Annotated in this window: 19 protein-coding genes, 1 pseudogene and 2 riboswitches; of the genes and pseudogenes, 14 read left to right on the plus strand and 6 right to left on the minus strand. The window is 70.8% G+C overall.

Going from position 1 to position 25,446, the window contains the following annotated elements; genetic code table 11:
- Positions 1-975: 975 nt before the first annotated feature.
- On the minus strand, positions 976-2,352 hold the full coding sequence (locus JHW41_RS19905) for a DUF3999 domain-containing protein (protein WP_250444913.1): 1,377 nt from the start codon (positions 2,350-2,352) through the stop codon (positions 976-978).
- Entirely contained in the window at positions 2,349-5,144 is a 2,796-nt protein-coding gene (locus JHW41_RS19910; RefSeq protein WP_250444915.1) for a DUF2339 domain-containing protein, read from the minus strand. The genes JHW41_RS19905 and JHW41_RS19910 overlap by 4 nt, the downstream gene beginning before the upstream one ends.
- A gap of 123 nt (positions 5,145-5,267) precedes the next feature.
- Positions 5,268-5,578: riboswitch (cobalamin riboswitch) on the plus strand.
- A gap of 410 nt (positions 5,579-5,988) precedes the next feature.
- On the opposite strand from JHW41_RS19910, the gene JHW41_RS19915 reads away from it, so the two are divergent.
- The 4 genes from JHW41_RS19915 (at position 5,989) to JHW41_RS19930 (ending at position 11,143) form a co-directional block, all read left to right on the plus strand.
- Positions 5,989-8,343 (plus strand): ribonucleoside-diphosphate reductase subunit alpha, encoded by a 2,355-nt coding sequence (locus JHW41_RS19915; RefSeq protein WP_241833723.1) that lies wholly within the window; start codon positions 5,989-5,991, stop codon positions 8,341-8,343.
- 135 nt (positions 8,344-8,478) lie between these two features.
- A complete protein-coding gene (locus tag JHW41_RS19920) occupies positions 8,479-9,495 on the plus strand; it encodes a ribonucleotide-diphosphate reductase subunit beta (RefSeq protein WP_250444917.1) in 1,017 nt (338 codons plus the stop codon).
- A gap of 110 nt (positions 9,496-9,605) precedes the next feature.
- Positions 9,606-9,986 carry an acyl-CoA thioesterase gene (locus JHW41_RS19925; protein ID WP_254782744.1) on the plus strand — a complete coding sequence of 127 codons (381 nt, stop codon included), beginning with the start codon at positions 9,606-9,608 and terminating at the stop codon, positions 9,984-9,986.
- 110 nt (positions 9,987-10,096) lie between these two features.
- Positions 10,097-11,143: an aldo/keto reductase gene (locus JHW41_RS19930; protein WP_250444921.1), complete on the plus strand. Its 1,047-nt coding sequence runs from the start codon at positions 10,097-10,099 to the stop codon at positions 11,141-11,143.
- A gap of 387 nt (positions 11,144-11,530) precedes the next feature.
- Here the strand turns inward: JHW41_RS19930 and JHW41_RS19935 are convergent, their stop codons facing one another.
- Positions 11,531-12,700 carry a hypothetical protein gene (locus JHW41_RS19935; RefSeq protein ID WP_250444923.1) on the minus strand — a complete coding sequence of 390 codons (1,170 nt, stop codon included), beginning with the start codon at positions 12,698-12,700 and terminating at the stop codon, positions 11,531-11,533.
- A gap of 212 nt (positions 12,701-12,912) precedes the next feature.
- Here JHW41_RS19935 and JHW41_RS27500 point away from each other — a divergent pair.
- Positions 12,913-13,083, plus strand: a pseudogene (locus JHW41_RS27500) (DUF6053 domain-containing protein); the annotation flags it as partial.
- A 65-nt stretch (positions 13,084-13,148) separates the two neighbouring features.
- Positions 13,149-13,418, plus strand: a riboswitch (cobalamin riboswitch).
- A 189-nt stretch (positions 13,419-13,607) separates the two neighbouring features.
- Positions 13,608-15,887: a 5-methyltetrahydropteroyltriglutamate--homocysteine S-methyltransferase gene (gene metE, locus JHW41_RS19940; RefSeq protein ID WP_250444925.1), complete on the plus strand. Its 2,280-nt coding sequence runs from the start codon at positions 13,608-13,610 to the stop codon at positions 15,885-15,887.
- A gap of 334 nt (positions 15,888-16,221) precedes the next feature.
- Here metE and JHW41_RS19945 read toward each other — a convergent pair whose 3' ends face one another.
- Positions 16,222-17,871 (minus strand): diguanylate cyclase, encoded by a 1,650-nt coding sequence (locus JHW41_RS19945; protein ID WP_250444927.1) that lies wholly within the window; start codon positions 17,869-17,871, stop codon positions 16,222-16,224.
- A gap of 193 nt (positions 17,872-18,064) precedes the next feature.
- Positions 18,065-19,069: a type I glyceraldehyde-3-phosphate dehydrogenase gene (gap, locus tag JHW41_RS19950; protein ID WP_250444929.1), complete on the minus strand. Its 1,005-nt coding sequence runs from the start codon at positions 19,067-19,069 to the stop codon at positions 18,065-18,067.
- A 235-nt stretch (positions 19,070-19,304) separates the two neighbouring features.
- On the opposite strand from gap, the gene JHW41_RS19955 reads away from it, so the two are divergent.
- On the plus strand, positions 19,305-19,928 hold the full coding sequence (locus JHW41_RS19955) for an OmpW/AlkL family protein (RefSeq protein WP_057946425.1): 624 nt from the start codon (positions 19,305-19,307) through the stop codon (positions 19,926-19,928).
- Between the two features lie 33 nt (positions 19,929-19,961).
- Here the strand turns inward: JHW41_RS19955 and JHW41_RS27505 are convergent, their stop codons facing one another.
- Positions 19,962-20,261 carry a DUF6053 domain-containing protein gene (locus JHW41_RS27505; RefSeq protein WP_428995404.1) on the minus strand — a complete coding sequence of 100 codons (300 nt, stop codon included), beginning with the start codon at positions 20,259-20,261 and terminating at the stop codon, positions 19,962-19,964.
- Here JHW41_RS27505 and JHW41_RS19960 point away from each other — a divergent pair.
- From JHW41_RS19960 to JHW41_RS19985, 7 genes are all read left to right on the plus strand, one after another.
- On the plus strand, positions 20,163-21,005 hold the full coding sequence (locus JHW41_RS19960; protein WP_250444931.1) for a S1/P1 nuclease: 843 nt from the start codon (positions 20,163-20,165) through the stop codon (positions 21,003-21,005). The two genes, JHW41_RS27505 and JHW41_RS19960, sit on opposite strands and share 99 nt — an antisense overlap.
- A 250-nt stretch (positions 21,006-21,255) precedes the next feature.
- Entirely contained in the window at positions 21,256-22,155 is a 900-nt protein-coding gene (locus tag JHW41_RS19965) for an MBL fold metallo-hydrolase (protein ID WP_057946423.1), read from the plus strand.
- An 8-nt stretch (positions 22,156-22,163) separates the two neighbouring features.
- A complete protein-coding gene (locus JHW41_RS19970; protein WP_250444933.1) occupies positions 22,164-22,673 on the plus strand; it encodes a hypothetical protein in 510 nt (169 codons plus the stop codon).
- Between the two features lie 93 nt (positions 22,674-22,766).
- Complete coding sequence (locus JHW41_RS27510; RefSeq protein WP_428995405.1) at positions 22,767-22,976, plus strand: DUF6053 domain-containing protein; 210 nt, start codon at positions 22,767-22,769, stop codon at positions 22,974-22,976.
- A 149-nt stretch (positions 22,977-23,125) separates the two neighbouring features.
- A complete protein-coding gene (gene modA, locus JHW41_RS19975; RefSeq protein WP_250444935.1) occupies positions 23,126-23,920 on the plus strand; it encodes a molybdate ABC transporter substrate-binding protein in 795 nt (264 codons plus the stop codon).
- A gap of 82 nt (positions 23,921-24,002) precedes the next feature.
- Positions 24,003-24,707 (plus strand): molybdate ABC transporter permease subunit, encoded by a 705-nt coding sequence (gene modB / locus JHW41_RS19980; RefSeq protein WP_078997221.1) that lies wholly within the window; start codon positions 24,003-24,005, stop codon positions 24,705-24,707.
- Positions 24,704-25,369: an ATP-binding cassette domain-containing protein gene (locus tag JHW41_RS19985; protein WP_250444938.1), complete on the plus strand. Its 666-nt coding sequence runs from the start codon at positions 24,704-24,706 to the stop codon at positions 25,367-25,369. The genes modB and JHW41_RS19985 overlap by 4 nt, the downstream gene beginning before the upstream one ends.
- The last annotated feature ends 77 nt before the right edge of the window (positions 25,370-25,446 follow it).

Below are 25,446 nucleotides of genomic sequence, written 5' to 3' on the forward strand. Positions count from 1 at the left end.
GCCGGAATCCATTTTGATCTTGCTGTTGCCTTTGCCGTTGCCGCCGCTTGTGCCCGCCCCCAAGCCCGACGCAGTCGTCCCGCAGCCCCGGAGGGCGTGCGCATGGATGCGCACGCGCGCCGGAATCCATTTTGATCTTGCTGTTGCCTTTGCCGTTGCCGCCGCTTGTGCCCGCCCCCAAGCCCGACGCAGTCGTCCCGCAGCCCCGGAGGGCGTGCGCATGGATGCGCACGCGCGCCATGGGGCAGGATGCCCCTTATGGCGCGGCCCCGCGCCCCTTTCGAGCCATAGTGGCTCTTGACTCGAAAAAACAAGGCCTTTTCTTTGGTTACTTTCTTTGTGGCTTAAGACAAAGAAAGTGACCCGGCCGCTTGCGGACGGAAGCTCTGGATCTTTGCTTGTCGTCACCCGGACGCACACGCAAAAGCAGAGCCCACCGCGGCACGCCCCCTGTAGGAGCGGCGCAAGCCGCGACCGCGCCATCGCGGCTACGACGCAACTTTCGTCGCAATCGCGTTGGCGCGGTCGCGGCTCGCGCCGCTCCTACAGTCGGATACGCAATCCCACGTCCGTCATTCCGGCGAAAGCCGGAACCCATGTTGACGTTGCTGTTACGTTCGCCGTTATCGATGTGTCGCGCGACGACAAGCCACCATCCAAAGCTTTCGTCCGCAAGCGGCCGAGTTACTTTCTTTTGGCAGCGCGCCAAAAGAAAGTAACCAAAGAAAAACGCTTGTTTTAAGTCAAAAGCCACTAGGTCCAGCACCGGGCGCGGGGATGCGCCATAAGGGACATCCTGTCCCATGGCGCACGCGCGCATCCATGCGCGCGCCCTCCGGGTCTGCGGAACTACGGCCTTGCTCGATGTGGAGGAAAAACAACGGCACGGCAACGGCAACGGCAACGGCAACGGCTATGAGTTTCCGGCGTTACCGCAACAACACCCAAAGCCATCGCGACACCAAGCGCGTTGCCTCACGCTTGCGGCGTCTTCCCCGAACGCAACAGACTCATCGCGAAGCCCACCACGATCAACGCCCCGCCCACCAGCACCGCCCACAACAGCCACGAACGCCAGTCGCGCTCGGGCTCCGGCGCCGCCAGCGCCGCGGCGCCGGCGAGGTCGCTGGGCGCGCCCAGGCTCGCCTCGGCCGGACGCCAGTCGTTGCCGCGCGATTGCCGCAAGGCGTCCACCAACTGCGACAGCGGCGAATCGGCGCGCGCGGCGCGGCCGCTGCCGGCGACCAGCGCGTACGGCGGCTGGCCCTGGGCCAGGAACACCACCACTTCCGGGCGGTAGCCCAGGCGCAGCACCGGTTCGCCCGGTACCGCGCCGCTCGCGCGCAGGCGCCACAGGCGGTCGCGCGAAGCGCTCGCCAGCTGGCGAGCGGGCGAACGGTCGCCCGCGCCCTGCCCGGCCACCGCGTAGGCCATCCACGGGCCGGCTTGCGCGCGCCAGCCTTCGTCTTCGCTGTCGCGGCTGTCCAGCCGCCACTGCAGGGCGTGGTTGCCGGGCAGCGCGACGTCGGCCTGCTGGATCGGGAAGCGCCCGTCCAGGCGGTATTCGAACGCGACGCCGCCGTCCTTGAGTTGCACCCGCGCGCCCTTGAGCTCGCGCCATTGCAGCGGCGCGCCGGCCGCGGTCGCGCTCAGTTCGGCCTCGACCGCGACGATCTGCGCGCCGCGCTGCGGGTCCTGCGGAGTCAGGCGCAGGTAGCGCGCCTGTTCGCCGACCGCGTCGAAGGCGATGCGCCGCTGCACCAGGCGCTGGCCGTCGCGCTGCAGGTCGAGCAGGCGGCCGCTGCTGGTCACGCTGCGCCAATGGTCGAGGTCGTCGCTGGCTTCGACCGAGTAGGCCGCGTCCAGCGCCGCGCCCGGCGCCCATTGCAGCTGCAGCGCCTGGATCGGCGCGCGCACCGCGCTGGCGTCGATCAGCAGCGCGGTCTGCGGCAGCTTGGCGGTGTCGCCGGCGGTGCTGCGCGCTTCGACCCGGCGCAGGCGGCCGTCGGTTTCCACTTCGCTGATCAGCTCCCAGCCTTTGTTCGTCCCGGCCGGCGCGGCCGGCAGCGGGAACCACGGCAGCGAACGGCGCTGCGGCGCGCGCGCCAGCGGTTGCTCCGGCGCGAACACCTCGGCCGGCACGATGGCGCCGCCGGCGTCGATCACGTCGATGTCGCGCAACTGCGCGCTGTGCGCCTGCGCGTACACGGACGGATCGAGTTCGACCCGATACGCGCCGCCATCGTCGCGGCTGAGTTGCAACGGCCATTGCCGCGCATAGTCCTGGCGCGGCGCCGCGGCCAGCGGCAAGGCGAGAACCAGCAGCGCCAGCGTGAGGGAACGGGATTTCATGCGGAGGCGTCCTGCTCGGTGCGTGGATCGGAAGGAGGTTCGCCGCCATCGGCTTGCGCATCGCGCGACGGCGGCGCCGGCGCGAAGTAGCCGACCAGCGTGCACAACAGGCCGTAGGCGATGAACGAGGCGATGCCCAACAGGTTGCCGAGGTGGCTGCGGTCGATCAGCACCAGCTTGGCCAGCACCACCGCCATCAGCACCGCGCCGGCCAGCCACAGCCCGCGCTGGCCGCGGCGCGAGCCGGCGATCCAGCCGGCCACGCCGAGCACGCTCCAGGTCACGGTCAGGCTGGTCTGCACCAGGCTGGCCGAATACATCGACGGGCTCCAGGCCACGCCGCCCCAGAAGTGGGCGCTGCGCAGCACCTCGACGGTGACCAGGGCGAAGCCGCCCAGCGCCAGCAGCGGCACCCGGCGCCGGCCGAGACCGGCCGGGACCAGCGTCGAGGCCAGCCAGGCGCCGAGCACCGACAGGGTTCCCCACTGGATCAGGGCCTGCGGATTGAGCAGCGGCAGCCACATCAGCGGCGCCGGGTCGGCGTCGCTGCCCAGGCGCACGATCACCGCAAAGGCCAGCACCAGCGCGAAGCCCGCCATCGCCCCGCCGCGCCACTGCGCGAAGCGTTCGGCCACCGGCCGCTCGATCAGGCCCGGCCGCCACAGGCAGGCCGCGGCCATCGCCAGCAGCGGCGCGGTCAATGCGGCGAACTGCCAGCCCGAGCCGAACGCGGTGGCGTCGTCGCGCAGCCACAGCTGCAGGCACACGCCGGGCAGGATCGCCCACGACCACAGCCAGCCCAGATGGGCGAATGCGAGTTCGCCCTTGCCGCTCGCGCGCAACGCGCGCAACAGGCGCCAGCCCAGCAGCGCATACGCCGCCCACGCCAGCCAGCCCCAGTTGCGCAACGGCCACAGGTGGCCGTCGATGTGCCACAAGGCGAACAGGGCCGCCACCGCCGGCGCCAGCATCGCGGTCGCCGACAGCGCCCGCCACGGATGCCGGGCGAAGATTTCCGCGGCCAGCCAGGCGGTCGCCACCGTCAGCGCAAAACCCGCGTTGGCGCGCGCGGCGGACGGCACGAACGCCTCGATCTGGCCGGCGAACGCGCCCAACCACCACAGCAGTCCCCACAGGTAGTACAGCCCGGCGAGCGCCGCGGGCGCACCGGCCGCGGCGCTGCGGCGGTAGCTGGCGGCGCTGGCCAGGCCGGCCAGCGCGATCAGCAGCGCGCCGGCGAAGTTGGCGTTGAGGAAGATCCAGCGCGCGTCCCAGATCTCGTCGCTGGCGCCGATCGCGAAGGCCATCGCCGCGGCCAGTTGCAAGCCGGCGCCGGTCAGCTGCGGCAGCAGGCGCTGCTGGCGCAGGCCGAGCCAGACCAACGCCGCGCCTTCCAGCGCGAACACGCAGGCGGTGGCCTCGGCGGCGAGCGCCAGCGGCACCGCCAGGGTCGCGAAGCCCACCCCGAGCAGCGCGTACGGCGTGCTCAGCGCGAAGAAGCGGGAGTCGCGGCGCAGCCACCACGCCAGCGCCGCGTACAGCGCGCCCAGGCCCAGCGCGCAGAACGCCAGCGGCATGCGCGCGCCTTGCAGCAGCCCGGCCTGCAGGCTGAAGGCGATCAGCGGCGTGCCGAACACCAGGCAGCCGTCGATCAGGTCGCGCCGGCCGGCGGCGCGGCGGCGCGCGTACAGCACCGGGATCAGCAGATAGAAGGCGAAGAACAGCAGCAGGAACGGCTCGGTGGTCGAGTAATGCTCCGGCCGGTACTTGAGCACGCCCCACAGCGTGCCGATGCCCCAGGTGAAGGCGAAGCCGAGCAGGTTCAGCACCCGCCACGGCCGCCACCAGGCGATGGCGAAGATGCCGGCGTTGAGCACGGCGTAGTAGCCGAACAGGGCGACGTGGTTGCCCGAGCCGGTCGACAGCCAGATCGGCGCGAGGAAGCCGGCGAGGATCGCGAACACCGCCAGCGCCATCGCGTTCTGCTTCACCGACAGCACGCCGGTGCCGGCCACCAGCACCACGCTCAGCGCGAACGCGGCGCCGGCCGGGATCATGCCGTAGAGCTTGAACGCGGCGAACACCACCAACAGCAGCACGCCGATCGCGCCGCCCTGCAGGCTCAGCCCGAACACCCGCTTGCGTTCGCGCTGGCGCCAGCCGAACACCAGCGCGGCCATCGCCGCGGCGGCGACGCCGGCCAGGCGCAGTTCCACCGGCACCCGCATCCAGCCCTGGTCGCTGGCGTACTTGAGCAGGGCGGCGACGCCGGCCAGCAGCACCAGCATGCCGACCTTGACCGGCACGTTGCCCTCGGTGAACCAGCGCCGCAGCCAGCGCGCGGCGACGGTGACGAAGTCCGGCTGAGCCGGCGCGGCCGGCGCCTGCGGGCGCGGCGGCGGGACCGGCGCGGCGGGGGCCGGGGGCGTCGAAGTCGAAGTCGAAGTCGAAGTCGGGGGCGGAGGCGGCGCGGCCGCGGGCAGCGGCGGCGGTTGCGCCGGGGTCGCCGCGGGGCGCTCTGGTGCCGCGCTCGCAGGGCCGGGGGCGGCCGGGACGGCGACGGAAGGCGGCGAAGCGCGCTCGCCCTGCGCCCGCGCCGCGGCCTCGCGTGCGCTCGATTCGGCCAGGGTCGCCTGGTTGCCCGCCGGTCCGCCCGACTGGCGCAGGCGCTCGACTTCGCGCTCCAGCCCGCTCACCCGGCCGCGCAGCGAGCCGAGCTGGACCAGCGCGATCACCAGCAGCACCGGTACCGCCAGGACCGCGAGGACCAGCAAGACAATCAGCGATTCCATCACGTTTCCCCTATCCTTATGGCGGGCACGTTACACCAACCACGGCACCTTGCGGGGGTGTCCTTCACCCCGTGCATACCTTGCTGACTCACCACATATCGCGTTGACGAAATCGACGAACCCCACTATGTTGTGTCCGTCGGTGCCGGTCGAGAGACCGGCTGAATAGGGAAGCCGGTAGGGAGGGCCCGCGGATCGCCGCGCGGCCGCCGAAGCCGGCGCTGCCCCGCAGCGGTATGGGAAACGAACGGGCCATGGCACTGGGCGCGGCAAGCGCCTGGGAAGCGGCCCCAGTAGGACAAAAGCGAGGAACGAGCGGAGAGGAGTGAGGAGTGAGCGAAGGCGGATCGCTGCGGCTCGCTCCTCACTCCTCTCCGCTCTGTTTCTGGCTCTGAGTCCCGAGCCCGAAGACCTGCCGACAGCCGCGCGTCGCACAACCGCGCGGTCCCGGCCCAATGGAGTCTTCGGGGGAAGACCGGCCGGTGTCGCGGCACGACGGGGCCACCGTCGCGTCCGACCGCTTCGGCGCCATGCGCGGAGCGGCCCGTGCCGGAACCTTCCGGCGCGCGCGACACCCAGCCAGCGCTCCGACGCTCCGCGCCCGCGGGGGCACGGCCGTGCCGTCGGCGACGCCGCATCTTGCGGTTCGCTGCCGATGGCGCGTCCGCGTTCTCCGCACCGTGCACCCACGCCCCGGAGCAATGCCATGACCACACTGGAAACCGATTCGTCCGTCGCCCCCGCCGCGGACGCCGCCGCCGCCCCCGCTACCAACGTCAAACCGGTACGCAGCGCACAAGACGCGCCCGGCTTCGCGCTGACCCCGCCGGCCGCGAACCTGACGATGAGCGTGACCAAGCGCAGCGGCCGCCGCGAGCCGGTCGACCTCAACAAGATCGTGCGCGCGGTGACCCGCTGCGCCGAAGGCTTGTATTCGGTCGACCCGATGCGCGTGTCCACCCGTACCATCTCCGGCCTGTACGACGGCGCGACCACGCGCGAGCTCGACGAGCTGTCGATCCGCACCGCCGCGCTGCTGACCGCCGAGGAGCCCGAATACGGCCGCCTGGCCGCGCGTCTGCTCGCCGGGGTGATCGAGAAGGAAGTCGCCGGGATCGAGATCCACGCGTTCTCGCAGTCGGTCCAGCGCGGCTTCGACCTGGGCCTGATCAACCAGCGCCTGCTCGACTTCGTCCAGGCCAACGCGCGCAAGCTCAACGACGCGATCGACCGCAACCTCGACGCCAAGTTCGACTACTTCGGCCTGCGCACCCTGTACGACCGCTACCTGCTGCGCCACCCGACCGCGCGCACCGTCATCGAGACCCCGCAGCAGTTCTTCCTGCGCATCGCCTGCGCGCTGAGCGAAGACGTGTCCGACGCGCTGGCGCTGTACCGGCGCATGGCCCAGCTCGACTACATCCCGTCCTCGCCGACCCTGTTCAACTCCGGCACCACCCACGAGCAGCTGTCGAGCTGCTTCCTGCTGGATTCGCCGGAAGACTCGCTGGAAGCGATCTACAAGCGCTACATGGACGTGGCCAAGCTGAGCAAGTTCAGCGGCGGCATCGGCCTGAGCTACACCCGCATCCGCGCGCGCGGCTCGCTGATCCGCTCGACCAACGGCCTCAGCAACGGCATCGTGCCGTGGCTGAAGACGCTCGACGCCTCGGTCGCCGCGGTCAACCAGGGCGGCAAGCGCAAGGGCGCGGCCTGCGTGTACCTGGAGCCGTGGCACGCCGACATCGAAGAATTCCTGGAACTGCGCGACAACACCGGCGACGAAGCGCGCCGCACCCACAACCTCAACCTCGCCAACTGGATTCCCGACGAATTCATGCGCCGGGTCGAGGCCGACGCCGACTGGTCGCTGTTCGATCCGGCCAAGGTGCCGCAGCTGACCGACCTGTGGGGCGAGTCGTTCGAACGCGCCTACCGCGCCGCCGAAGCCGCCGGCCAGGCGGTCAAGAAGGTCAAGGCGCGCGACATCTACGCGCGGATGATGCGCACCCTGGCCCAGACCGGCAACGGCTGGATGAACTTCAAGGACAAGTCCAACCGCGCCTGCAACCAGACCCTGCGCGACGGCAACGTGGTGCACCTGTCGAACCTGTGCACCGAGATCCTGGAAGTGACCTCGCAGGACGAAACCGCGGTGTGCAACCTCGGCTCGATCAACCTGTCGCACCACGTCGAGATCTTCGAAGACGGCAAGGGCGCGTTCGACTTCGACAAGCTCGCCGAAACCGTGCGCCTGGCCGTGCGCCAGCTCGACCGCGTGATCGACCTGAACTTCTACCCGATCGAGACCGCGCGCCGCGCCAACCTGCGCTGGCGTCCGGTCGGCCTGGGCACGATGGGCCTGCAGGACGTGTTCTTCAAGCTGCGCCTGCCGTTCGACTCCGAGCCGGCGCGCAAGCTCGGCCGCGAGATCGCCGAAGCCATCTACTTCCACGCCCTGTCGGCGTCGAACGAACTGGCGATGGAGCACGGCAAGCACCCGGGCTACGAAGACACCCGCGCCAGCATCGGCGAACTGCAGTTCGAAGCCTGGGGCGTGGAGCCGTCGCAGCCGGAGCGCTGGACCGAGCTGCGCGCGCGCATCAAGCAGCACGGCCTGCGCAACTCGCTGCTGGTGGCGATCGCGCCGACCGCGACCATCGCCTCGATCGCCGGCTGCTACGAGTGCATCGAGCCGCAGGTGTCGAACCTGTTCAAGCGCGAGACCCTGTCGGGCGACTTCCTGGTGGTCAACAAGTACCTGGTCGAGGAACTCAAGAAGCTCGGCATGTGGACGCCGGAAATGCGCGACCGCATCAAGATGGCCGAAGGCTCGATCCAGGCGGTGACGGAGATCCCCGAATCGCTGCGCCAGGTCTACCGCACCGCGTGGGAACTGCCGATGCGTTCGCTGATCGACATGGCCGCCGACCGCGGCGCGTTCATCGATCAAAGCCAGTCCTTGAACCTGTTCATCGAGAGCCCGAACATCGGCCAGCTCAGCTCGATGTACATGTACGCCTGGAAGAAGGGCTTGAAGACCACGTACTACCTGCGCTCGCGTCCGGCGACCAAGATCGCCAAGACCACGGTCAGCGCGCCGGCCGCAGCGCCGGTGGCGCCGAAGCCGGAATACACCGAGAGCGACGCGATCGCCTGCTCGCTGGAAAATCCGGAAGCCTGCGAAGCTTGCCAGTAAGACGCCGCAAAGCCCCTCTCCCGCCTGCGGGAGAGGGGTTGGGGTGAGGGCCGCTGTCGCGCCCCACTGCCCTCATTCGCCCTTCGGGCACCTTCTGCCGCATGCGGGAGAAGGGAAAGCAACAAGGAAACGCTCATGTCCATCGCCCCGCCCCGCCTGCTCGACCCCGGTTTCGATCTCACCCTGCGCCCGATGCGCTACGCGCAGTTCTACGAGATGTACCGCGACGCCATCCGCAACACCTGGACCGTCGAGGAAGTGGATTTCTCCCAGGACGTCAACGACCTCAAGCACAAGTTCGGCCCGGCCGAGCGGCATCTGATCGAGCGCCTGGTCGCGTTCTTCGCCACCGGCGACAGCATCGTCTCCAACAACCTGGTGCTGAACCTGTATCAGCACATCAACGCGCCGGAAGCGCGCATGTACCTGTCGCGGCAGCTGTACGAGGAAGCGCTGCACGTGCAGTTCTACCTGACCCTGCTCGACACCTACCTGCCCGACCCGAACGAGCGCGCCAAGGCCTTCGACGCGGTCGAGAACATTCCCTCGATCCGGGCCAAGGCCGAGTTCTGCTTCCGCTGGATCGACTCGATCCAGGGCGTGCAGCGGATCGAGACGCGCGAGCAGCGCCGCCAGTTCCTGCTCAACCTGATCTGCTTCGCCGGCTGCATCGAGGGCCTGTTCTTCTTCGCCGCGTTCGCCTACGTCTATTACCTGCGCTCGCGCGGCCTGCTCAACGGCCTGGCCTCGGGCACCAACTGGGTGTTCCGCGACGAGAGCTGCCACATGGCGTTCGCGTTCGAGGTCATCCGCACCGCGCGCGAGGAAGAGCCGGACCTGTTCGACGACGAACTGCGCGCGCAGGTGGTGAAGATGTTCGAGGAAGCGGTGGACTGCGAATACCTGTTCGCCCAGGACGTGCTGTCCGGCGGCGTGGTCGGCCTGTCGCTGAAGGACATGCGCCAGTACCTGGAGTACTGCGCCGACCAGCGCATGGTCCAGCTCGGCATGCCCAAGCACTTCGGCGCGACCAACCCGTTTGCGTTCATGGACCTGCAAGACGTGCAGGAAGTGACCAACTTCTTCGAACGCCGGGTGTCGGCGTATCAGGTCGGCGTGCAGGGCGAAGTGGCGTTCGACGAAGCCTTTTGAAGCAGGAGTGAGCGTAGAGGAGCGAGAAGTGAGCGCAGGCCCGCTTCGCCCTCTGCGCTCGCTCGTTTCCCATGCTCATTCCTCACTCCTCTTCGCTCGCTTCTCGCCCCATGACCGAAGCCCGCATGACCGAGATCGTCTTCCCCGACCACACCAACCACCTGGGCACGCTGTTCGGCGGCCAGGCGCTGGCATGGATGGACAAGGCCGCCTTCATCGCCGCCTCGCGCTACGCGCGCCGCACCGTGGTCACCGCGCGCTCGGAGCAGATCGACTTCCACCTGCCGGTGCCCAAGGGCGCGCTGGTCGAGCTGATCGCGCGCGTGGTCGAAACCGGCCGCACCTCGATGCAGGTCGAAGTCGAGATGATCCGCGAGGACCTGCTGACCGGCGAATCGCAGCTGGCCACGCGCGGGCGCTTCACCATGATCGCGCTCGACGTCGAGGGCAAGCCGACCGCGGTGCCACCGCTGCCGGCCGCGCAGGCGTAGCCGACGCCGCAACACAACGATCCGGCGCGCCGCCGCGCCGGCGCAAGCTGCGGATATTCCTCGGCGCGCGCGGTTTCTAAAGTCATCGCACTTCCACCACGGATACCGCGATGCAACTGGACCACTACCGCACCCTCGGCCGCTCCGGCCTGCGCATCAGCCCGATCTGCCTGGGCACCATGACCTTCGGCGACGACTGGGGCTGGGGCAGCGACGAGAACGAAGCGCGGCGCGTGTTCGACGCCTATCTCGAACGCGGCGGCAACTATGTCGACACCGCGAATTTCTACACCGGCGGCAGTTCGGAAACCCTGCTCGGCCGCTTCGCCCAGGGCCGCCGCGACCGCCTGGTGATCGCCACCAAATTCTCGCTGTGCACCGACCCGGGCGATCCCAACGCCGGCGGCAACCACCGCAAGAACCTGCGCCGATCGGTCGAGGCCAGCCTGCGCCGGCTCGGCACCGACTATCTCGATCTGCTCTACCTGCATGCCTGGGACGCGACCACGCCGGTCGAGGAAGTCATGCGCGGTTTCGACGACCTCGTCCGCGCGGGCAAGCTGCTCTACGCCGGCGTCTCCGACCTGCCGGCGTGGCAGGCCGCGCGCATGCAGACCCTGGCCGAACTGCGCGGCTGGTCGCCGCTGGTGGCGCTGCAGACCGAATACAGCCTGGCCCAGCGCGACAGCGAGCGCGAACTGCTGCCGATGGCGCGCGAACTCGGCCTCGGCGTGAGCGCGTGGTCGCCGCTGGCCTCCGGCGTGCTGACCGGCAAGTATTCGCGCGCCGACCTCGACCCGGCCACCGCGCAGGGCCGGCGCGCGGTCGCGATCGGCAACGGCGCGCTGACCGGACGCGCGCTCGACATCGCCGAAGTCGTGGTCGACATCGCGCGCGAGCTTGAGCGCCCGCCGGCGCAGGTCGCACTGGCGTGGACCTTGCAGCGGCCCGGCGCGATCGTGCCGGTGATCGGCGCGCGGACGCAAGCGCAGCTGTTGCAGAACCTCGGCGCGCTGGAAGTCGAACTCGGCGCGGCGCAGATCGAGCGTTTGGAACGGGCCAGCGCCGTCGCGCTCGGCTTCCCGCACGATTTCCTCGCGTTGCCCGGCATCGTCGGCGCGATGTTCGGCGGCGCGCAGGTGCGACGCGATTGGTGAGGCGCCGGGTAAAGACGGACTTCGAAGCAGAAGGGCGCGGCGACTGAGGGCCGCGCTTTCCGATACGCCACGTCCCCAACTCCGCCATTCCGGTTGCGGGCCGCGCTTTCCACCACAACGCGCTCCCCCACCCCGTCATTCCGGCGAAAGCCGGAACCCACCTTGATTTTGCCGTTCCGCTTTTCCGACCGTCGCAAGAGCAACGGCAAAATGGGTTCCGGCTTTCGCCGGAATGACGGGGCGATGAAGCGGGGCGAATGGGAGGCGAAGCGAAGCCGCGGAACAGACGCGCGGCGCGAACGCCACCGCGAAATGAAACGTCGAAACGAAACGGGGAACGACGGCAGAGAATCCGCGCGGCAGCGTCACCGCGCGCCGACGACGCGCCTACTTCGCCGCCTTGTCGGCCTTGGCGGGCGGCTCGTTCTTGCCCGCCGCGCCGGCCGGCTTGCCGTCGGCGGGCTCGGCCGCGCCCTCGCCCGCCGCGGCCTCGTCCAGCAACGGCGGCGGCAGGTCGCGCGCGTACAGGTCGGCCGGGCTCTCGCCCGGGCAGGCCTTGTCCGGGAAGCCGAACTGGGCCTGCAACTGCTCGGCGCATTCGGGCATCGACTCGAAGCTCTTGCCGGTGCCCATGCACTGCGCGTCGAACGCGCGGCGGAAGGACTCGCGGCGGCGGACGAAGTCGTCGCCGCACTTGCGCGCCAGGCGGATCCGGTCGAGGTCGTCCTGGGCGGCGTTGGTGCCGTCCAGGCCGTATTGCTTGAGTTCGTCCGGGGTCAGGATGCGCAGGTCGCGGTTGGCCACGGTCATCATCAGGTCCGAGACCGCGGTGGCCACGCCGTTGCGCTCTAGGTAATCGCGCACCTGCTGGTTGATCGCGCGCAGTTCGCGGCTGAGCTCGGCGCGCGAGGTGGCGGTGGAGCGGTCGCGCATCAGCCGGTGGATGCCGACCTTGCCCTCGATCGAGCGGGTGTCGCCGGCCGCCAGCACCAGCACGCAGGCGCTGTGGCAGACCGAGTTCTCGCGCACCCAGATCGCCCAGCCCGATTCGGCGATGGAGTCGCCGGCGCGCAGCGCTTCCTCGACGTGGCCGCCGCTGGAGTCGATGTCGAGGATCCGGGTCGGGATCTCCATGCGCGCGGCCATCGCCGCGACCCGCTGGGTCAGCGCGGTGAAGCCTGCGCCGATCTTGCCCTGGTAGCGCACTCGCACCACTCCGCGCTGCTGGCACGGCGACATCGCGTCGACCAGGCTGAAGAAGTCCAGCGATTCCAGGGTGTCGCCGTCGCCGAAGCGCGGGTAGTCGTATTCGCAGCTGATCCGGGCGCTGCCGCCGTCGAGCTTGGCCGGCGGCCAGTAGGTGCCCTTGAGGATGTCCTCTTCGCTGACCGCCGCCGGCGCCGGCTTGGGCGTCTCGTTCTGGCTGCCCAGGGTCACCGCCGCGGCCGGCGGCGCCTGCGGGTCCCGGCCGCAAGCGGCCAGCGCCAGCGCGCACAGCGCCGCGAACGCGGCGGCCAGGAGCCTGCGGGAAAGGAACGGGGAGCGTTGCGGAACCATGTGTCGAGCCACCGGAGTCGGAATCGCGCGGGACCGTCCTGGCCCGCGCCGCGCGCTGCGCCTGCAAACGTTAGCGGCAGGCTCGTTCAAGCTCAACGAGCACGACGCGCGTGGGCGGGCCGGGCTTCATGTTGACGCGGGGCGGATGAACCCGGGGCGAGGACGGACCGCTCGCGCGCGCAACCGACAGGTGCGGCAAAAGCGGCGGGAGCGCGGCGATCGGAGCGCGAAGCATCGGGCCTGAAGGCCCTCCCACGACCGCTGGAGCCTTCGATGTTCCCGCCGCTGCCGCACCACCGCCCCTGACGCTTGGGAGGGCCTTCAGGCCCGATGCCTGTCGTCCCGGCCCGACCGATGCCGCAAACCGCCGCAGTGTCATTTGACTTCGCCGGGCCCGCTGCGTACCTTGGCCGCGTCTCGGTGAACATCGCTTCATACAGATAAAGCGATGGGACACGCCGGCCACGGTTAGCGCCGCGGCCGGCCAGAGGGAATCCGGTGCGAATCCGGAGCTGCCCCGCAGCGGTATGGGAAACGAACGGGCCTTGGCACTGGGCGGTACGCCTGGGAAGCGGCCTTAGTAGGCGGAGCGAGGGGTGAGCGCAGAGGAGTGAGAAGCGAGCAAACGCCAAAGGGCTTTACTCGCTTCTCACTCCTCTGCGCTCACTCCTCGCTCAAAGTCCCGAGCCCGAAGACCTGCCGCGACCGGAAGGTGCGCCTTCCGTCCGACTCCGGTCCCGCTTCGCCGTCGCATCCGCGCGATGCGCGCGGCAGGCCGGCTCGCCCGCGGGGGCGGAGGTCGAAGCCAACGGATCGATCCGCAGTCCGGCGCACCCGCGTCCGGGCCGGCGCGGCCGTGGTCTCCTTCGTTGCCCTGCGTCATGCCCACGCATCGCAGGTATTGATCATGATCAGCGTCACCACCCTCGGCTTCCCGCGCATCGGCGCGCGGCGCGAGCTCAAGCAAGCCCTGGAATCGTTCTGGAAAGGCGACCGCGACGCGGCCGCGCTGCAGGCCACCGCCGCCGGATTGCGCGAACGCCACTGGCGCCTGGCCGTCGCGGCCGGCGCCGACAGCGTGCCGTGCAACGATTTCTCGCTCTACGATCACGTCCTCGACACCGCCGTGCTGTTCGACGCCATTCCGGCCTCGCACCGCGCCGCGTTCGAGGACGATCCGCTCTCCGGCTATTTCGCCCTCGCCCGCGGCCTGCAGGACGGCCGCCGCGACCTGCGCGCGCTGGAAATGACCAAGTGGTTCGACACCAACTACCACTACCTGGTCCCGCAGTTCGAACCCGGCCAGCGCTTCTCGCTGCGCGCCGACAAACCGCTGGCCGAACTGGCCCAGGCCCGCGCGCTGGGCCTGGACGCGCGGCCGGTGCTGCTCGGCCCGGTCACCCTGCTCAAGCTCGGCAAGCGCACGGACGGCGGCGATCCGCGCGAACTGCTCGACGCGCTGCTGCCGGCCTACGCCGAGCTGCTGGCCACGCTCAAGGCGGCCGGCGCGCAGTGGGTGCAGATCGACGAGCCGGCGCTGGCGCTCGACCTCGACGACGCCGACCGCGCCGCCTACCGCCGCGCCTTCGACGCGCTCGCCCAGGCCGACTCGCCGCAGCGCCTGCTCGCGACCTACTTCGGCGCGCTCGGCGACAACGCCGCGCTGGCCGCGCAGTTGCCGGTCGAAGCGCTGCACTTGGATCTGGTGCGCGCGCCGCAACAGCTCGAAGCGGTGCTGCCGCTGCTGCCGGCCGACCGCGCGCTGAGCCTGGGCGTGGTCGACGGCCGCAACATCTGGCGCGCCGACCTCGACGCCGCGCTGAGCCTGGCCCGCCGCGCCGGCGAACGCGCGCGCTGGCTGGCGCCGTCGTGCTCGCTGCTGCACGTGCCGACCGACCTGGAGCTGGAACGCAAGCTGCCCGGCCCGCTGAAGCAGTGGATGGCGTACGCGAAGCAGAAGATCGAAGAGCTGCGCCTGGTCGCCGGCGCGCTGGCCGGCGACGCCGCGGCCGAAGGCGAACTGGCCCAGGCCGCCAGCGCGCGCGCCGCGCGCCTGGCCTCGCCGCTGCTGCGCAACGCCCAGGTGCGCAAGCGCCTGGCCGCGGTCGAGCCGGCGATGACCCGCCGCGCCAGCGCTTATCCGCAGCGCATCGCGCTGCAGCAGCAACGGCTGAAGCTGCCGCTGTTCCCGACCACCACCATCGGCTCGTTCCCGCAGACCGCGCAGGTGCGCCAGGCCCGCGCCGAGCACAAGGCCGGGCGCCTGGACGATGCCGGCTACCGCTCTTTCCTCGAAAACGAAACCGTGCAGTGCCTGCGCGAGCAGGAAGCGCTCGGCATCGACGTGCTGGTGCACGGCGAGTTCGAGCGCAACGACATGGTCGAGTACTTCGGCGAACAGCTCGACGGCTTCGCCTTCACCTCGCACGGCTGGGTGCAGAGCTATGGCTCGCGCTGCGTCAAGCCGCCGGTGCTGTTCGGCGACGTCGCCCGGCCCAGGCCGATGACGGTGGAATGGAGCCGCTTCGCCCAGGACCACGCCGCCAAGCCGGTCAAGGGCATGCTGACCGGGCCGGTGACGATCCTGCAGTGGTCGTTCGTGCGCGACGACCAGCCGCGCGCCGACAGCTGCCGGCAGATCTCCCTGGCCTTGCGCGAGGAAGTGCTGGACCTGGAAGCGGCCGGCATCGCCGCGATCCAGATCGACGAGCCGGCGCTGCGCGAAGGCCTGCCGCTGCGCCGCGCCGACTGGCCGGCGTACCTGGCCTGGGCCGGCGAAAGCTTCCGCCTCGCCGCCAGCGGCGTCGGCGACGCGACCCAGATCCACACCCACATGTGCTACGCCGAGTTCAACGACATCATCGACGCGGTCGCCGCGCTCGACGCCGACGTGATCTCGATCGAGACCTCGCGCTCGCGCATGGAGCTGCTCGACGCGTTCGTGCGTTACCGCTACCCCAACGGCATCGGCCCGGGCGTGTACGACATCCACTCCCCGCGCGTGCCCGACGAAGCGGAGATGCGCGAGCTGCTCGACAAGGCGCTGGACGTGCTGGAACCGGCGCAGCTGTGGGTCAATCCGGACTGCGGCCTGAAGACCCGCGGCTGGCCGGAAGTGCGCGCGGCGCTGCGGGCGATGGTCAGCGCGGCGCAAGGCCTGCGCGAGGCGGCGCGGGCGGAGGCCTGAGCCGGACGGTCCGGCGGATGCGTCGCGCCGCGTGCGCGGCGCGTCCGGCGCGACCGATGCAGCCGACGCGGGCGCTCGCCGATGCGCGAACGCCCGTCGTTTGTCCCCTGCGAACCGCGCCGGGCCGGTTTCGGCGCAATCGCATTGTCGCGGTCGCGGCTTGCGCCGCTCCTACAGGGGTTGCGGCCAGTTCGTTTCCGCCTGTAGGAGCGGCGCAAGCCGCGACCGCGCCAATCCGACCACCGCGAAACCCGCATCGCCGCCGTTTCGCGATACGCACCGCCTGCGGCCACGCGCCGCGACATCCGCTACCTGCGCTGCGATCCTCGCGCGATCAAGAACAAAACCCGTTGCGCCCGCGCCGCTTGGCCCGGTACAGCGCTTCGTCGGCGCGATCCATCGCCGCATCCAGTTCGTCCACGCTGTAGGCCATCGCCACGCCGATGCTGCAGGTCAGCCGGCCGTGTTCGCTGTCGCGGTGTTCGATGTCCCGGCGATACAGCCCGAGCAGGATCGCGCGGGCGATGTTGAGCACGCGCGCCCGGCCGACCCCGGGGATCAGCACGCAGAATTCCTCGCCGCCGGCGCGCACCACCGCGTCGTCGCCTTCGCGCACTTCGGCGCGGATCGCCGCCACCGCGGTGCGCAGCGCTTCGTCGCCGGCGCGGTGGCCGTAGCGGTCGTTGTAGGCCTTGAAGTGGTCGACGTCGAGCAACAGCACCGCGACGCTGCCCAGGCGCGCGCCCTGCGCGGCCAGCGCCTGCACGAATTCGTCGCGGCCGCGACGATTCAGCGCGCCGGTCAGCGGGTCGGTGCAGGCGACCCGGTCGAGTTCGCGCAGGGCCGCGCGCAGTTGCTCGGTGCGCTGCGCCACGTCGTGTTCGCGCTCGGCCAGGCTCTGGCGCAGTTCGGCGTGGGCGTGGTCGAGCCGCGTCGACAGGTCGACGATGGCGGCCAGCACCGGCTGCAGTTCCTCCGGCATCGGTACGTCGCCGGCCGGCAGGCCTAGCGCCGGCTCGGCGCCGCTGGCCAGCGCGCGCAGCCGCTGCAGCAGCAGCGAGGACGCGCGCGCCAGCATTCGCGCATACCACACGAACGCCAACGCGGCGCCGAGCACCGCCAGCAGCAGCAACTGGATCATCGACATCGCCCGCTCCAGCGCCGGGCGCGCGGCCAGTTCCCGCGGCGCCACCGCGTACAAGGTCCAGCCGCCGCGGGTGCGGGCCGCGGCGACGAAGGCGTGGCCGCCGTCGGGCATCACCGGCACCGCGCGGCGCGCGGCGCCGGCGTCGCGCTGGGCCAGCGCGGGCGCGAAACCGGTGTCCGCCGCGCGCTGCATGAACTTCAGGCCGATGCCGCCGCTGGCGTGGATGACCCGGCCGGCGCGGTCCAGCAGCACGGTCTCGTAGTCGCCGTGGCCGTTTTCGTCGTAGACGTGGGCCGGCGCCAGCGAGGCCTCGATCACCCCGGCGAAGGCGCCGTCGCGGTAGCGCGGCACCGACACCACCACCAGCGGGTCGCTGCCCAGGCCGCGGCCGACGAAGGCGTCGGAAATGTAGTCCCGCCCGCTGCGCGCCGGCTGGCGGAAGTAGTCGCGATCGGAGACGTCCAAGCCGACCGCGCGCGCGGCCGCCGCGGCCGGCGCGGCGCCGATCACCCGGCCGCGCGCGTCGGTGGCGATCAAGGTCAGGATCGGCGGGTAGCGCCGCTGCAGCTCGGGCAGTTCCACGCTCCAGTCCAGGCGGTGGCGCGCGCCGGCCGCAGCCAGCACGTGCAGGCTGGCCTGCAGCGCGGCCAGGCTCTCGTCGAGCTCGTGCGCGAGCACGTGCGCGCTGGCGGCGGTGCGCGCGTCGATCTCGTCGAGTTCGGCCCGGTAGCGGGCGAGCACCATCGCCGCGCCGAACGCCAGGCTCGGCAGCACCACCGCCATCACCAGCAGGCCGAGGAACTGCCGATACAAGCCGCGCCGCACCGCCGGCTGCATGCGGCCCGCTTCCGCAGCCGATTTTTTGTGCCTCGCAAAACGAAACAGCCCCGCCGAAGCGGGGCTGTTTCGATGCGCGGTGCCGGCGCGGAGCCAGCGCCGCCGTTCAAGGCGGCGCGGCGGTGGCGGCGATGGCGGTTGCGGGGTCTCGTCGTCCATGCGCGTCTCGCACGCCCGGGGCCGGTGCGGCGGCTTACTTGCCGACGACTACCTTGACCATTTCCAGGCACTTGTTGGAATAGCCCCACTCGTTGTCGTACCAGCTCACCAGCTTGACGAAGGTGCCGTCCAGCGCGATGCCGGCGTCGGCGTCGAAGATCGAGGTGCGCGCGTCGCCGCGGAAGTCGGTGGCGACGACCTTGTCCTCGGTGTAGCCCAGCACGCCCTTCAGCGCGCCTTCCGACTGCGCCTTCATTTCGGCGCAGATCTCGGCGTAGGTGGCGTCCTTGTTGAGTTCGACGGTCAGGTCGACCACCGACACGTCCGAGGTCGGCACGCGGAACGACATGCCGGTGAGCTTCTTGTTGAGCTCCGGGATCACCACGCCGACCGCCTTGGCCGCGCCGGTGCTGGACGGGATGATGTTCTCCAGGATGCCGCGGCCGCCGCGCCAGTCCTTGTTGGACGGGCCGTCGACGGTCTTCTGGGTCGCGGTGGCGGCGTGCACGGTGGTCATCAGGCCGCGCTTGATGCCCCACTTGTCGTTGAGCACCTTGGCCAGCGGCGCCAGGCAGTTGGTCGTGCACGAGGCGTTGGAGACGATCGCCTCGCCCTGGTAGGTCTTGTCGTTGACGCCGTAGACGAACATCGGCGTGTCGTCCTTCGACGGCGCCGACAGCACCACCTTCTTGGCGCCGGCGTCGAGGTGCTTCTGCGCGGTGGCCTTGTCGAGGAACAGGCCGGTCGATTCGACGACGACTTCGGCGCCGACCTCGTCCCACTTGAGGTTGGCCGGGTCGCGTTCCTGGGTCAGGCGGATCTTCTTGCCGTTGACGACCAGGGTGTTGCCTTCGACCGCCACGGTGCCCTTGAAGCGGCCGTGGACCGAGTCGTACTGCAGCATGTAGGCCAGGTAGTCCGGCTCGAGCAGATCGTTGATCGCGACGATTTCGATCTCGCCGTCGAAGTTCTGCACGGCCGCGCGCAGCACGTTGCGCCCGATGCGGCCGAAGCCGTTGATGCCTACCTTGATCGTCATTGCGATAACTCCTGCGTCCGCCGGGGCGGGTCGAAGTGGGGAAACCGCCATTCTAGCAAGGCGGGGCCGGCGTCGCAGTCCGGCACGACCGCGGCCGAGAGCGACCGTGAGCCGCGCCCGGACTGCGATGGCAATCAAGGTTTGCGATTTTACTGCGCATTTAGAGTGCGCGGCAGGCTTCGGCCTGTTCAGAAAACCCGGCATTCCGCACTCATCTGCAAGGGGGACTCAAGGAATGAACCATCGACTGACCGGCGGCCTCGTCGCCGCCGCGCTCGCCTGCGCGGCCCACCCTGCCCTGGCCCAGCAGGCCGGCACCTTCACCGTCGGCATCGGCGCCCACCAGGTCCAGCCCAAGTCCAACAACGGCAGCGTGCTCGGCGGCACCGCCCAACTGGAGATCGGCGACAACGTCCAGCCCACCATCACCTTCGAGTACTTCCTGCGCGAGAACCTCGGCATCGAGGTGCTGGCGGCGACGCCGTTCAAGCACGACATCGACATCAAGGGCCTGGGCAAGGTCGCCACCACTAAGCACCTGCCGCCGACCTTCTCGCTGCAATACCACTGGAACAGCCAGGGCACGGTCTCGCCGTTCGTCGGCGTGGGCGTGAACTACACGACCTTCTTCAGCGAGAAGACCACCGGCCCGCTGCGCGGCGCCAAGCTCAAGCTGGAGGACTCGGTCGGCGTGGCCGCGCACGTGGGCGTGGACTTCATCCTCAACGAGCGCGGCGCGGTCCGGGTCGACGCGCGCTGGATGGACATCGGCACCGACGTGAAGCTCAACGGGCAGAAGATCGGCAAGGCCAACATCGATCCGCTCGTGTACGGGCTGGCGTACGTGTTCAAGTTCTGAGCGGCGCCTGGGTGATGCAGCGGGGCCGCGCCGCTAGGCGGCGCGGCCTTGATCGTGGCGATCGGAACGAAAGCGTCGGGGCTGAAGCCCCTCCCACAAAAGCGCAGGCCGTCGCGGTCGGAGGGCTGTTGTGGGAGGGGCTTCAGCCCCGACGCTTTCGTTCCAGATCGCCACCCCTCGCACCGCCAGCTTCGGACAGCGGCCCGCGCCACCGGCTCCGGTACAGTGCGCGCCATGACCGCCCCCCACACTTCCGCCCGCCGCCTGCTCGCCGCCGCCGCGCTCGTCCTCGCCCTGCCGCTGCCGGCCCTGGCCTGGGGTCCGCAGGGCCACCGCCTCGTCGCCGAACTGGCCTGGAACGACATGTCGCCCGCCGCGCGCGCCGAGGCCGAGAAGCTGCTCGCCGGCGAGCCCGACCCGACCCTGCCCGGCATCGCCAACTGGGCCGACCAACTGCGCGCCGAAGACCCGGACCTGGGCAAGCGCAGCGCCAAGTGGCACTACGTCAACCTCGGCGAGAGCGATTGCCGTTACGACGCCGCGCGCGACTGCCCCGGCGGCAATTGCGTGGTCGCGGCGATCGCCGCGCAGAGCGCGATCCTGGCCGACCGCCGCAAGCCGCGGGCCGAACGCCTGCAGGCGTTGAAGTTCGTCGTCCACCTGGTCGGCGACGTGCACCAGCCGCTGCACGCCGGCTACGCCCGCGACAAGGGCGGCAACGATTTCCAACTCGCCATTCCCGGCCAGCCCGATCGCCCCGGCGGCTACGGCGCCAACCTGCACTCGCTGTGGGACAGCCGCATGCTCAGCATGAGCAAGCTCGGCGACGACAAGTATCTGGCCCGGCTGGAGAAGATCCAGGTGCCCGCGGTCAGCGCGCTGGCGCTGCCGCCGCCGGCCGCCGACTGGGCCGAGGACTCGTGCAAGCTGGTGCTGCAACCGGGCTTCTATCCGCCGACCCACAAGCTGGCGCCGGACTATGTCGCCACCTGGCGGCCGCTAGCCGAGACCCAGTTGCGCCTGGGTGGCGAACATCTGGCCAAGCTGCTCGACGCCGCGCTGGCGCCGGGGCGCTGACCGCCGCGTCGCGCCGCCCTGCCGCGCGACGCCGACGCCGGACCGCGCATCGACGCGGCCGCTTGACATGGCCGCTTAACATGGCCGATCGGCGCGGCGGGTTAACGTGGCGCACCGACGCGCCGCGCCGCATCGGACGACGGATCGGCGCGGCCCATCGCGCCGACGTCCGGCCGATACGGCGCCTCGTATCGGCCGCGCCCGCGCGGGAACCGACGAAGAACGCGGCGCCGCCGCACCGAGAGCCGCCATGCCGCCCGCCCCCGCCGCCGCGCCGCACGTCAGCGCCTTCCATCATCGCGACACCGGCACCTGGACCTACCTGGTCGCCGACCCGGCCACGCGCGCGGCCGCCATCGTCGATCCGGTGCTCGACTTCGATCCGCGTTCGGGCCGCACCGGCCTGGACAGCGTCGCGCCCTTGCTCGAACGCGCCGCCGCCGACGGCCTGCGCATCGACTGGCTGCTGGAAACCCACGCCCACGCCGACCACCTCAGCGCCGCGCACGCGCTGCGCGAGCGCCTGCGCGCGGCGGACGGCCGCGCGCCGCGGCTTGCCATCGGCCGCCGCATCGGCGAAGTGCGGCGGGTGTTCGCGCCGCTGTTCGGCCTGTCCGACGAAGAACCCGCGCAACAGCCCGCCGCGTTCGATCATCTGTTCGACGACGACGAAGGCTTCGCCGTCGGCGCGCTGCCCGCGCGCGCGATCCCGGTGCCCGGCCATACCCAGGACAGCCTGGCTTACCTGATCGGCGACGCGCTGTTCGCCGGCGACTCGCTGTTCATGCCCGACAGCGGCACCGCCCGCTGCGACTTCCCCGGCGGCGACGCGGCGATGCTGTACCAGTCGATCCAGCGCCTGTACCTGCTGCCCGAGGCGACCCGCGTGTTCGTCTGCCACGATTACGGCAAGGACGGACGCGAGCCGGCCTGCGAGACCACGATCGGCGCGCAGAAGCAGGGCAATCTGCACGTGCGCGCCGACACCGACGAAGCCGGGTTCGTGGCCCTGCGCGAAGCGCGCGACCGCACCCTGGCGGTGCCGGCGCTGATCCTGCCGTCGCTGCAGGTCAACCTGCGCGGCGGCGCGCTGCCGGAGCCGGAGGCCAACGGCGTGCGCTACCTGAAACTTCCGCTCGACCAACTGTGAGGATGCGCATGCGCCGCACCGATGCCCGTTTGTTGTCCTTGTCGCTGCTGTTGACCGTCGCTTTCGCCGCGCCGGCGCAGCACCGGCATGCCGACGCCGAATCCAAGGCCGCAGCCGCGCCGACGGGCCCGGTGGAGGTCAAGCTGGACGAAGCGCTGATCGCGCGGCTGCCGCAGGTGAAGGCCGAGGGCGAAGCGCACGGCCGCAAACTCAGCTGCGAAGGCGTGGCCCTGGTCGAACTGCTGCGCGCGTCCGGCGCGATGCCGGCCGCGCCGTTGCGCGGCGCGCAACTGGCGCGGGTCGCGCAGGTACGCGCGCGCGACGGCTACCGCGCCGCGTTCTCGCTCGGCGAACTCGACCCGAGCCTGGGCAACCGCCCGGTGGTGCTGACCCGCCGCTGCAACGGCGCCGACCTGCCGGCCGAGGACGGCCCCTGGCGCCTGATCGTCCCCGGCGAATCGCGTCCGGCGCGGTGGGTGCGGCAGGTCGAGTCGATCCGGGTGAGCGGCGCCGACTGACTGAGGCGAGGCCTTCAGGCCGGGCACTGCGCTCTCTGTGGGAGAGCCTGCAGTCCCGACGCTGCGCTCTTCTGCGGGGGGCCTTCAGGCCCGATGCTGCGCTCTTCTTTGGAAGAGCCTCCAGGCCCGACGCTGCGCTCTTCTGTGGAAGAGCCTCCAGGCCCGACGCTGCGCTCTTCTGTGGAAGAGCCTCCAGGCCCGCCGCTGCGCTCTTCTGTGGAAGAGCCTCCAGGCCCGACGCTGCGCTCTTCTGTGGGAGGGCCTTCAGGCCCGACGCTTTCCGCTCAGATCGCGGCGATTTGAGACAAGAGCATCGGGCCTGAAGGCCCTCCCACAACAGCTCAGGCCCTGCGACACCCAGGCGCTCCAACAGCCCCTCCGACAACGGCCATCGAACCCTTCCGCCACAGCCTCGGGTTACTCTGCCTCCACCTCCCCGCAGGCCCGTCCCCATGAACGTCCGCCGCCGCTTCCTCGGCGCCCTGTGCGCCCTCGGTCTCGGCTTCGCCCTCGCCGCCGGCGCCGCGCCGGCGCAGGACAAGAACGCGCAGCCGCTGACCGTGTTCGCCGCCGCCAGCCTCAAGGAATCGCTCGACGAAGCCGCCGCCGCGTACCGGCAGCAGACCGGCCAGAGCGTGCGCGCGTCCTACGCCGCCAGCTCGGCGCTGGCGCGGCAGATCGAACAAGGCGCGCCGGCCGACCTGTTCTTCTCCGCCGACCTGGACTGGATGGACTACCTGCAGCAACGCCGGTTGCTCGTCGACGCCAGCCGCCGCAACGTACTCGGCAACACCCTGGTGCTGATCGCGCCGAAGGACAGCCAGGCCAAACCGCTGGCGCTCAAGCCCGGCACCGACCTGCGCCCGCTGCTCGGCGAAGGCCGCCTGGCGCTGGCGCTGACCGCGAGCGTACCGGCCGGCAAGTACGCGCGCGCCGCGTTCGAGAAGCTCGGCGTATGGCGACAACTGCAGCCGCGCGTGGCCGAAGGCGAGAACGTGCGCGCGGCGCTGATGCTGGTCGCGCGCGGCGAGGCGCCGCTCGGCGTGGTCTACGGCAGCGACGCCCAGGCCGAACCCAAGGTGCGGGTGCTGGCGACCTTCCCCGCCGACACCCACGCGCCGATCGTCTACCCGGTGGCCGTGGTCAAGGCCAGCCGCCACCCGGGCGCGGCCGCGTTCGCGCAATGGCTGCGCGGCAAGCAGGCGGCGGCGATCTTCCGCCGCCACGGTTTCGCGCCGCTGCCGTGAATCCGGCTGCGAACCCGGCCGCGACGCCCGCGACGCCCGCGCGGTCCGACCGCGTCGCCACCGCGAACGCCGCGGCATCGCGATGAGCGAGGGCTTCGCCGGCTTCAGCGCGGCCGAGCTGACCGCGATCGCGCTCAGCCTCAAGGTCGCCGCGGCCGCCACCGTCTGCAGCCTGCCGTTCGGCGTGGCGGTGGGCTGGCTGCTGGCGCGCACGCGCTTTCCCGGCAAGCTGCTGGTCGACACGCTGATGTACCTGCCGCTGGTGCTGCCGCCGGTGGTCACCGGCTATGCGCTGCTGCTCGGCTTCGGCGCGCAGGGGCCGATCGGGCGGTTCCTGTCCGAACACTTCGGCATCGTGTTCGCGTTCCGTTGGACCGGCGCCGCGCTGGCCAGCGCGATCATGGGCTTCCCGTTGATGGTGCGCGCGATCCGCCTGTCGATCGAAGCGGTGGACCGGCGCCTGGAACAGGCCGCGGCCACGCTCGGCGCCAATCCGTGGCGGGTGTTCTTCGGCGTGACCCTGCCGCTGGCCTGGCCCGGCCTGCTGGCCGGCGCGGTGCTGTGCTTCGCCAAGGCGCTGGGCGAGTTCGGCGCCACCATCACCTTCGTGTCCAACATCGCCGGCGAGACCCAGACGCTGTCGTCGGCGATCTGGGGCCTGATGCAGACGCCCGGCGCCGAGTCGGGCGTGCTGCGGCTGGCGCTGGTCGCGGTGGCGCTGTCGTTCGCCGCGGTGTTCGCCTCGGAATGGCTGGTGCAGCGCCAGCGCGCGGGGACGCAGCGATGAACGCCGCGGTTTCCGCTGCGGACAACGCCGGTTTCGACATCGACATCGAACTGCGCCGCGGCGACGCGCGCTCGGGTTTTCGCCGCACGTTCGCGATCCGCAGCGAGCACCGGGTGATCGCCGTGGTCGGCGACTCCGGCGCCGGCAAGACCTCGCTGCTGCACGCCATCGCCGGCCTGCTGCGGCCGGTGCGCGGACGCATCGTCGTCGCAGGCGAGACCCTGTTCGACCGCGAGCGCCGCATCGACCAGCCGGCGCACCGCCGCCGCATCGGCTACGTGTTCCAGGACGCGCGCCTGTTCCCGCACCTGGACGTGCGCGCCAACCTGCTTTACGGCCTGCGCGGCGCGGGCGCGCGCGAGCGCCGCTTCGAACTGGACGCGATCGTCGAGTTGCTCGGCATCGGCCACCTGCTGGCGCGCGGCACCGCCGGCCTGTCCGGCGGCGAGATGCAGCGCGTGGCGCTGGGCCGCGCCTTGCTGTCGCAGCCGCGCATCCTGCTGCTCGACGAACCCTTGTCGATGCTGGACATGAACCGTCGCGACGAACTGCTGCCGTATCTGCAGCGGGTGCGCGAGGAAAGCGGCTTGCCGATGATCTACGTCAGCCACTATCCCGAGGAAGTGCGGCGGATCGCCGAGGACGTGCACCGCATCGGTTGAGCGACGGCGCCGCCATCGCCGAGGGGACGAACGCGCCCGGCAACATGCGCGGGCGCGCGAACGAACCCAGGTAAAAA

This window comes from Lysobacter enzymogenes (assembly GCF_023617245.1).
Classification (GTDB): Bacteria; Pseudomonadota; Gammaproteobacteria; order Xanthomonadales; family Xanthomonadaceae; genus Lysobacter; species Lysobacter yananisis.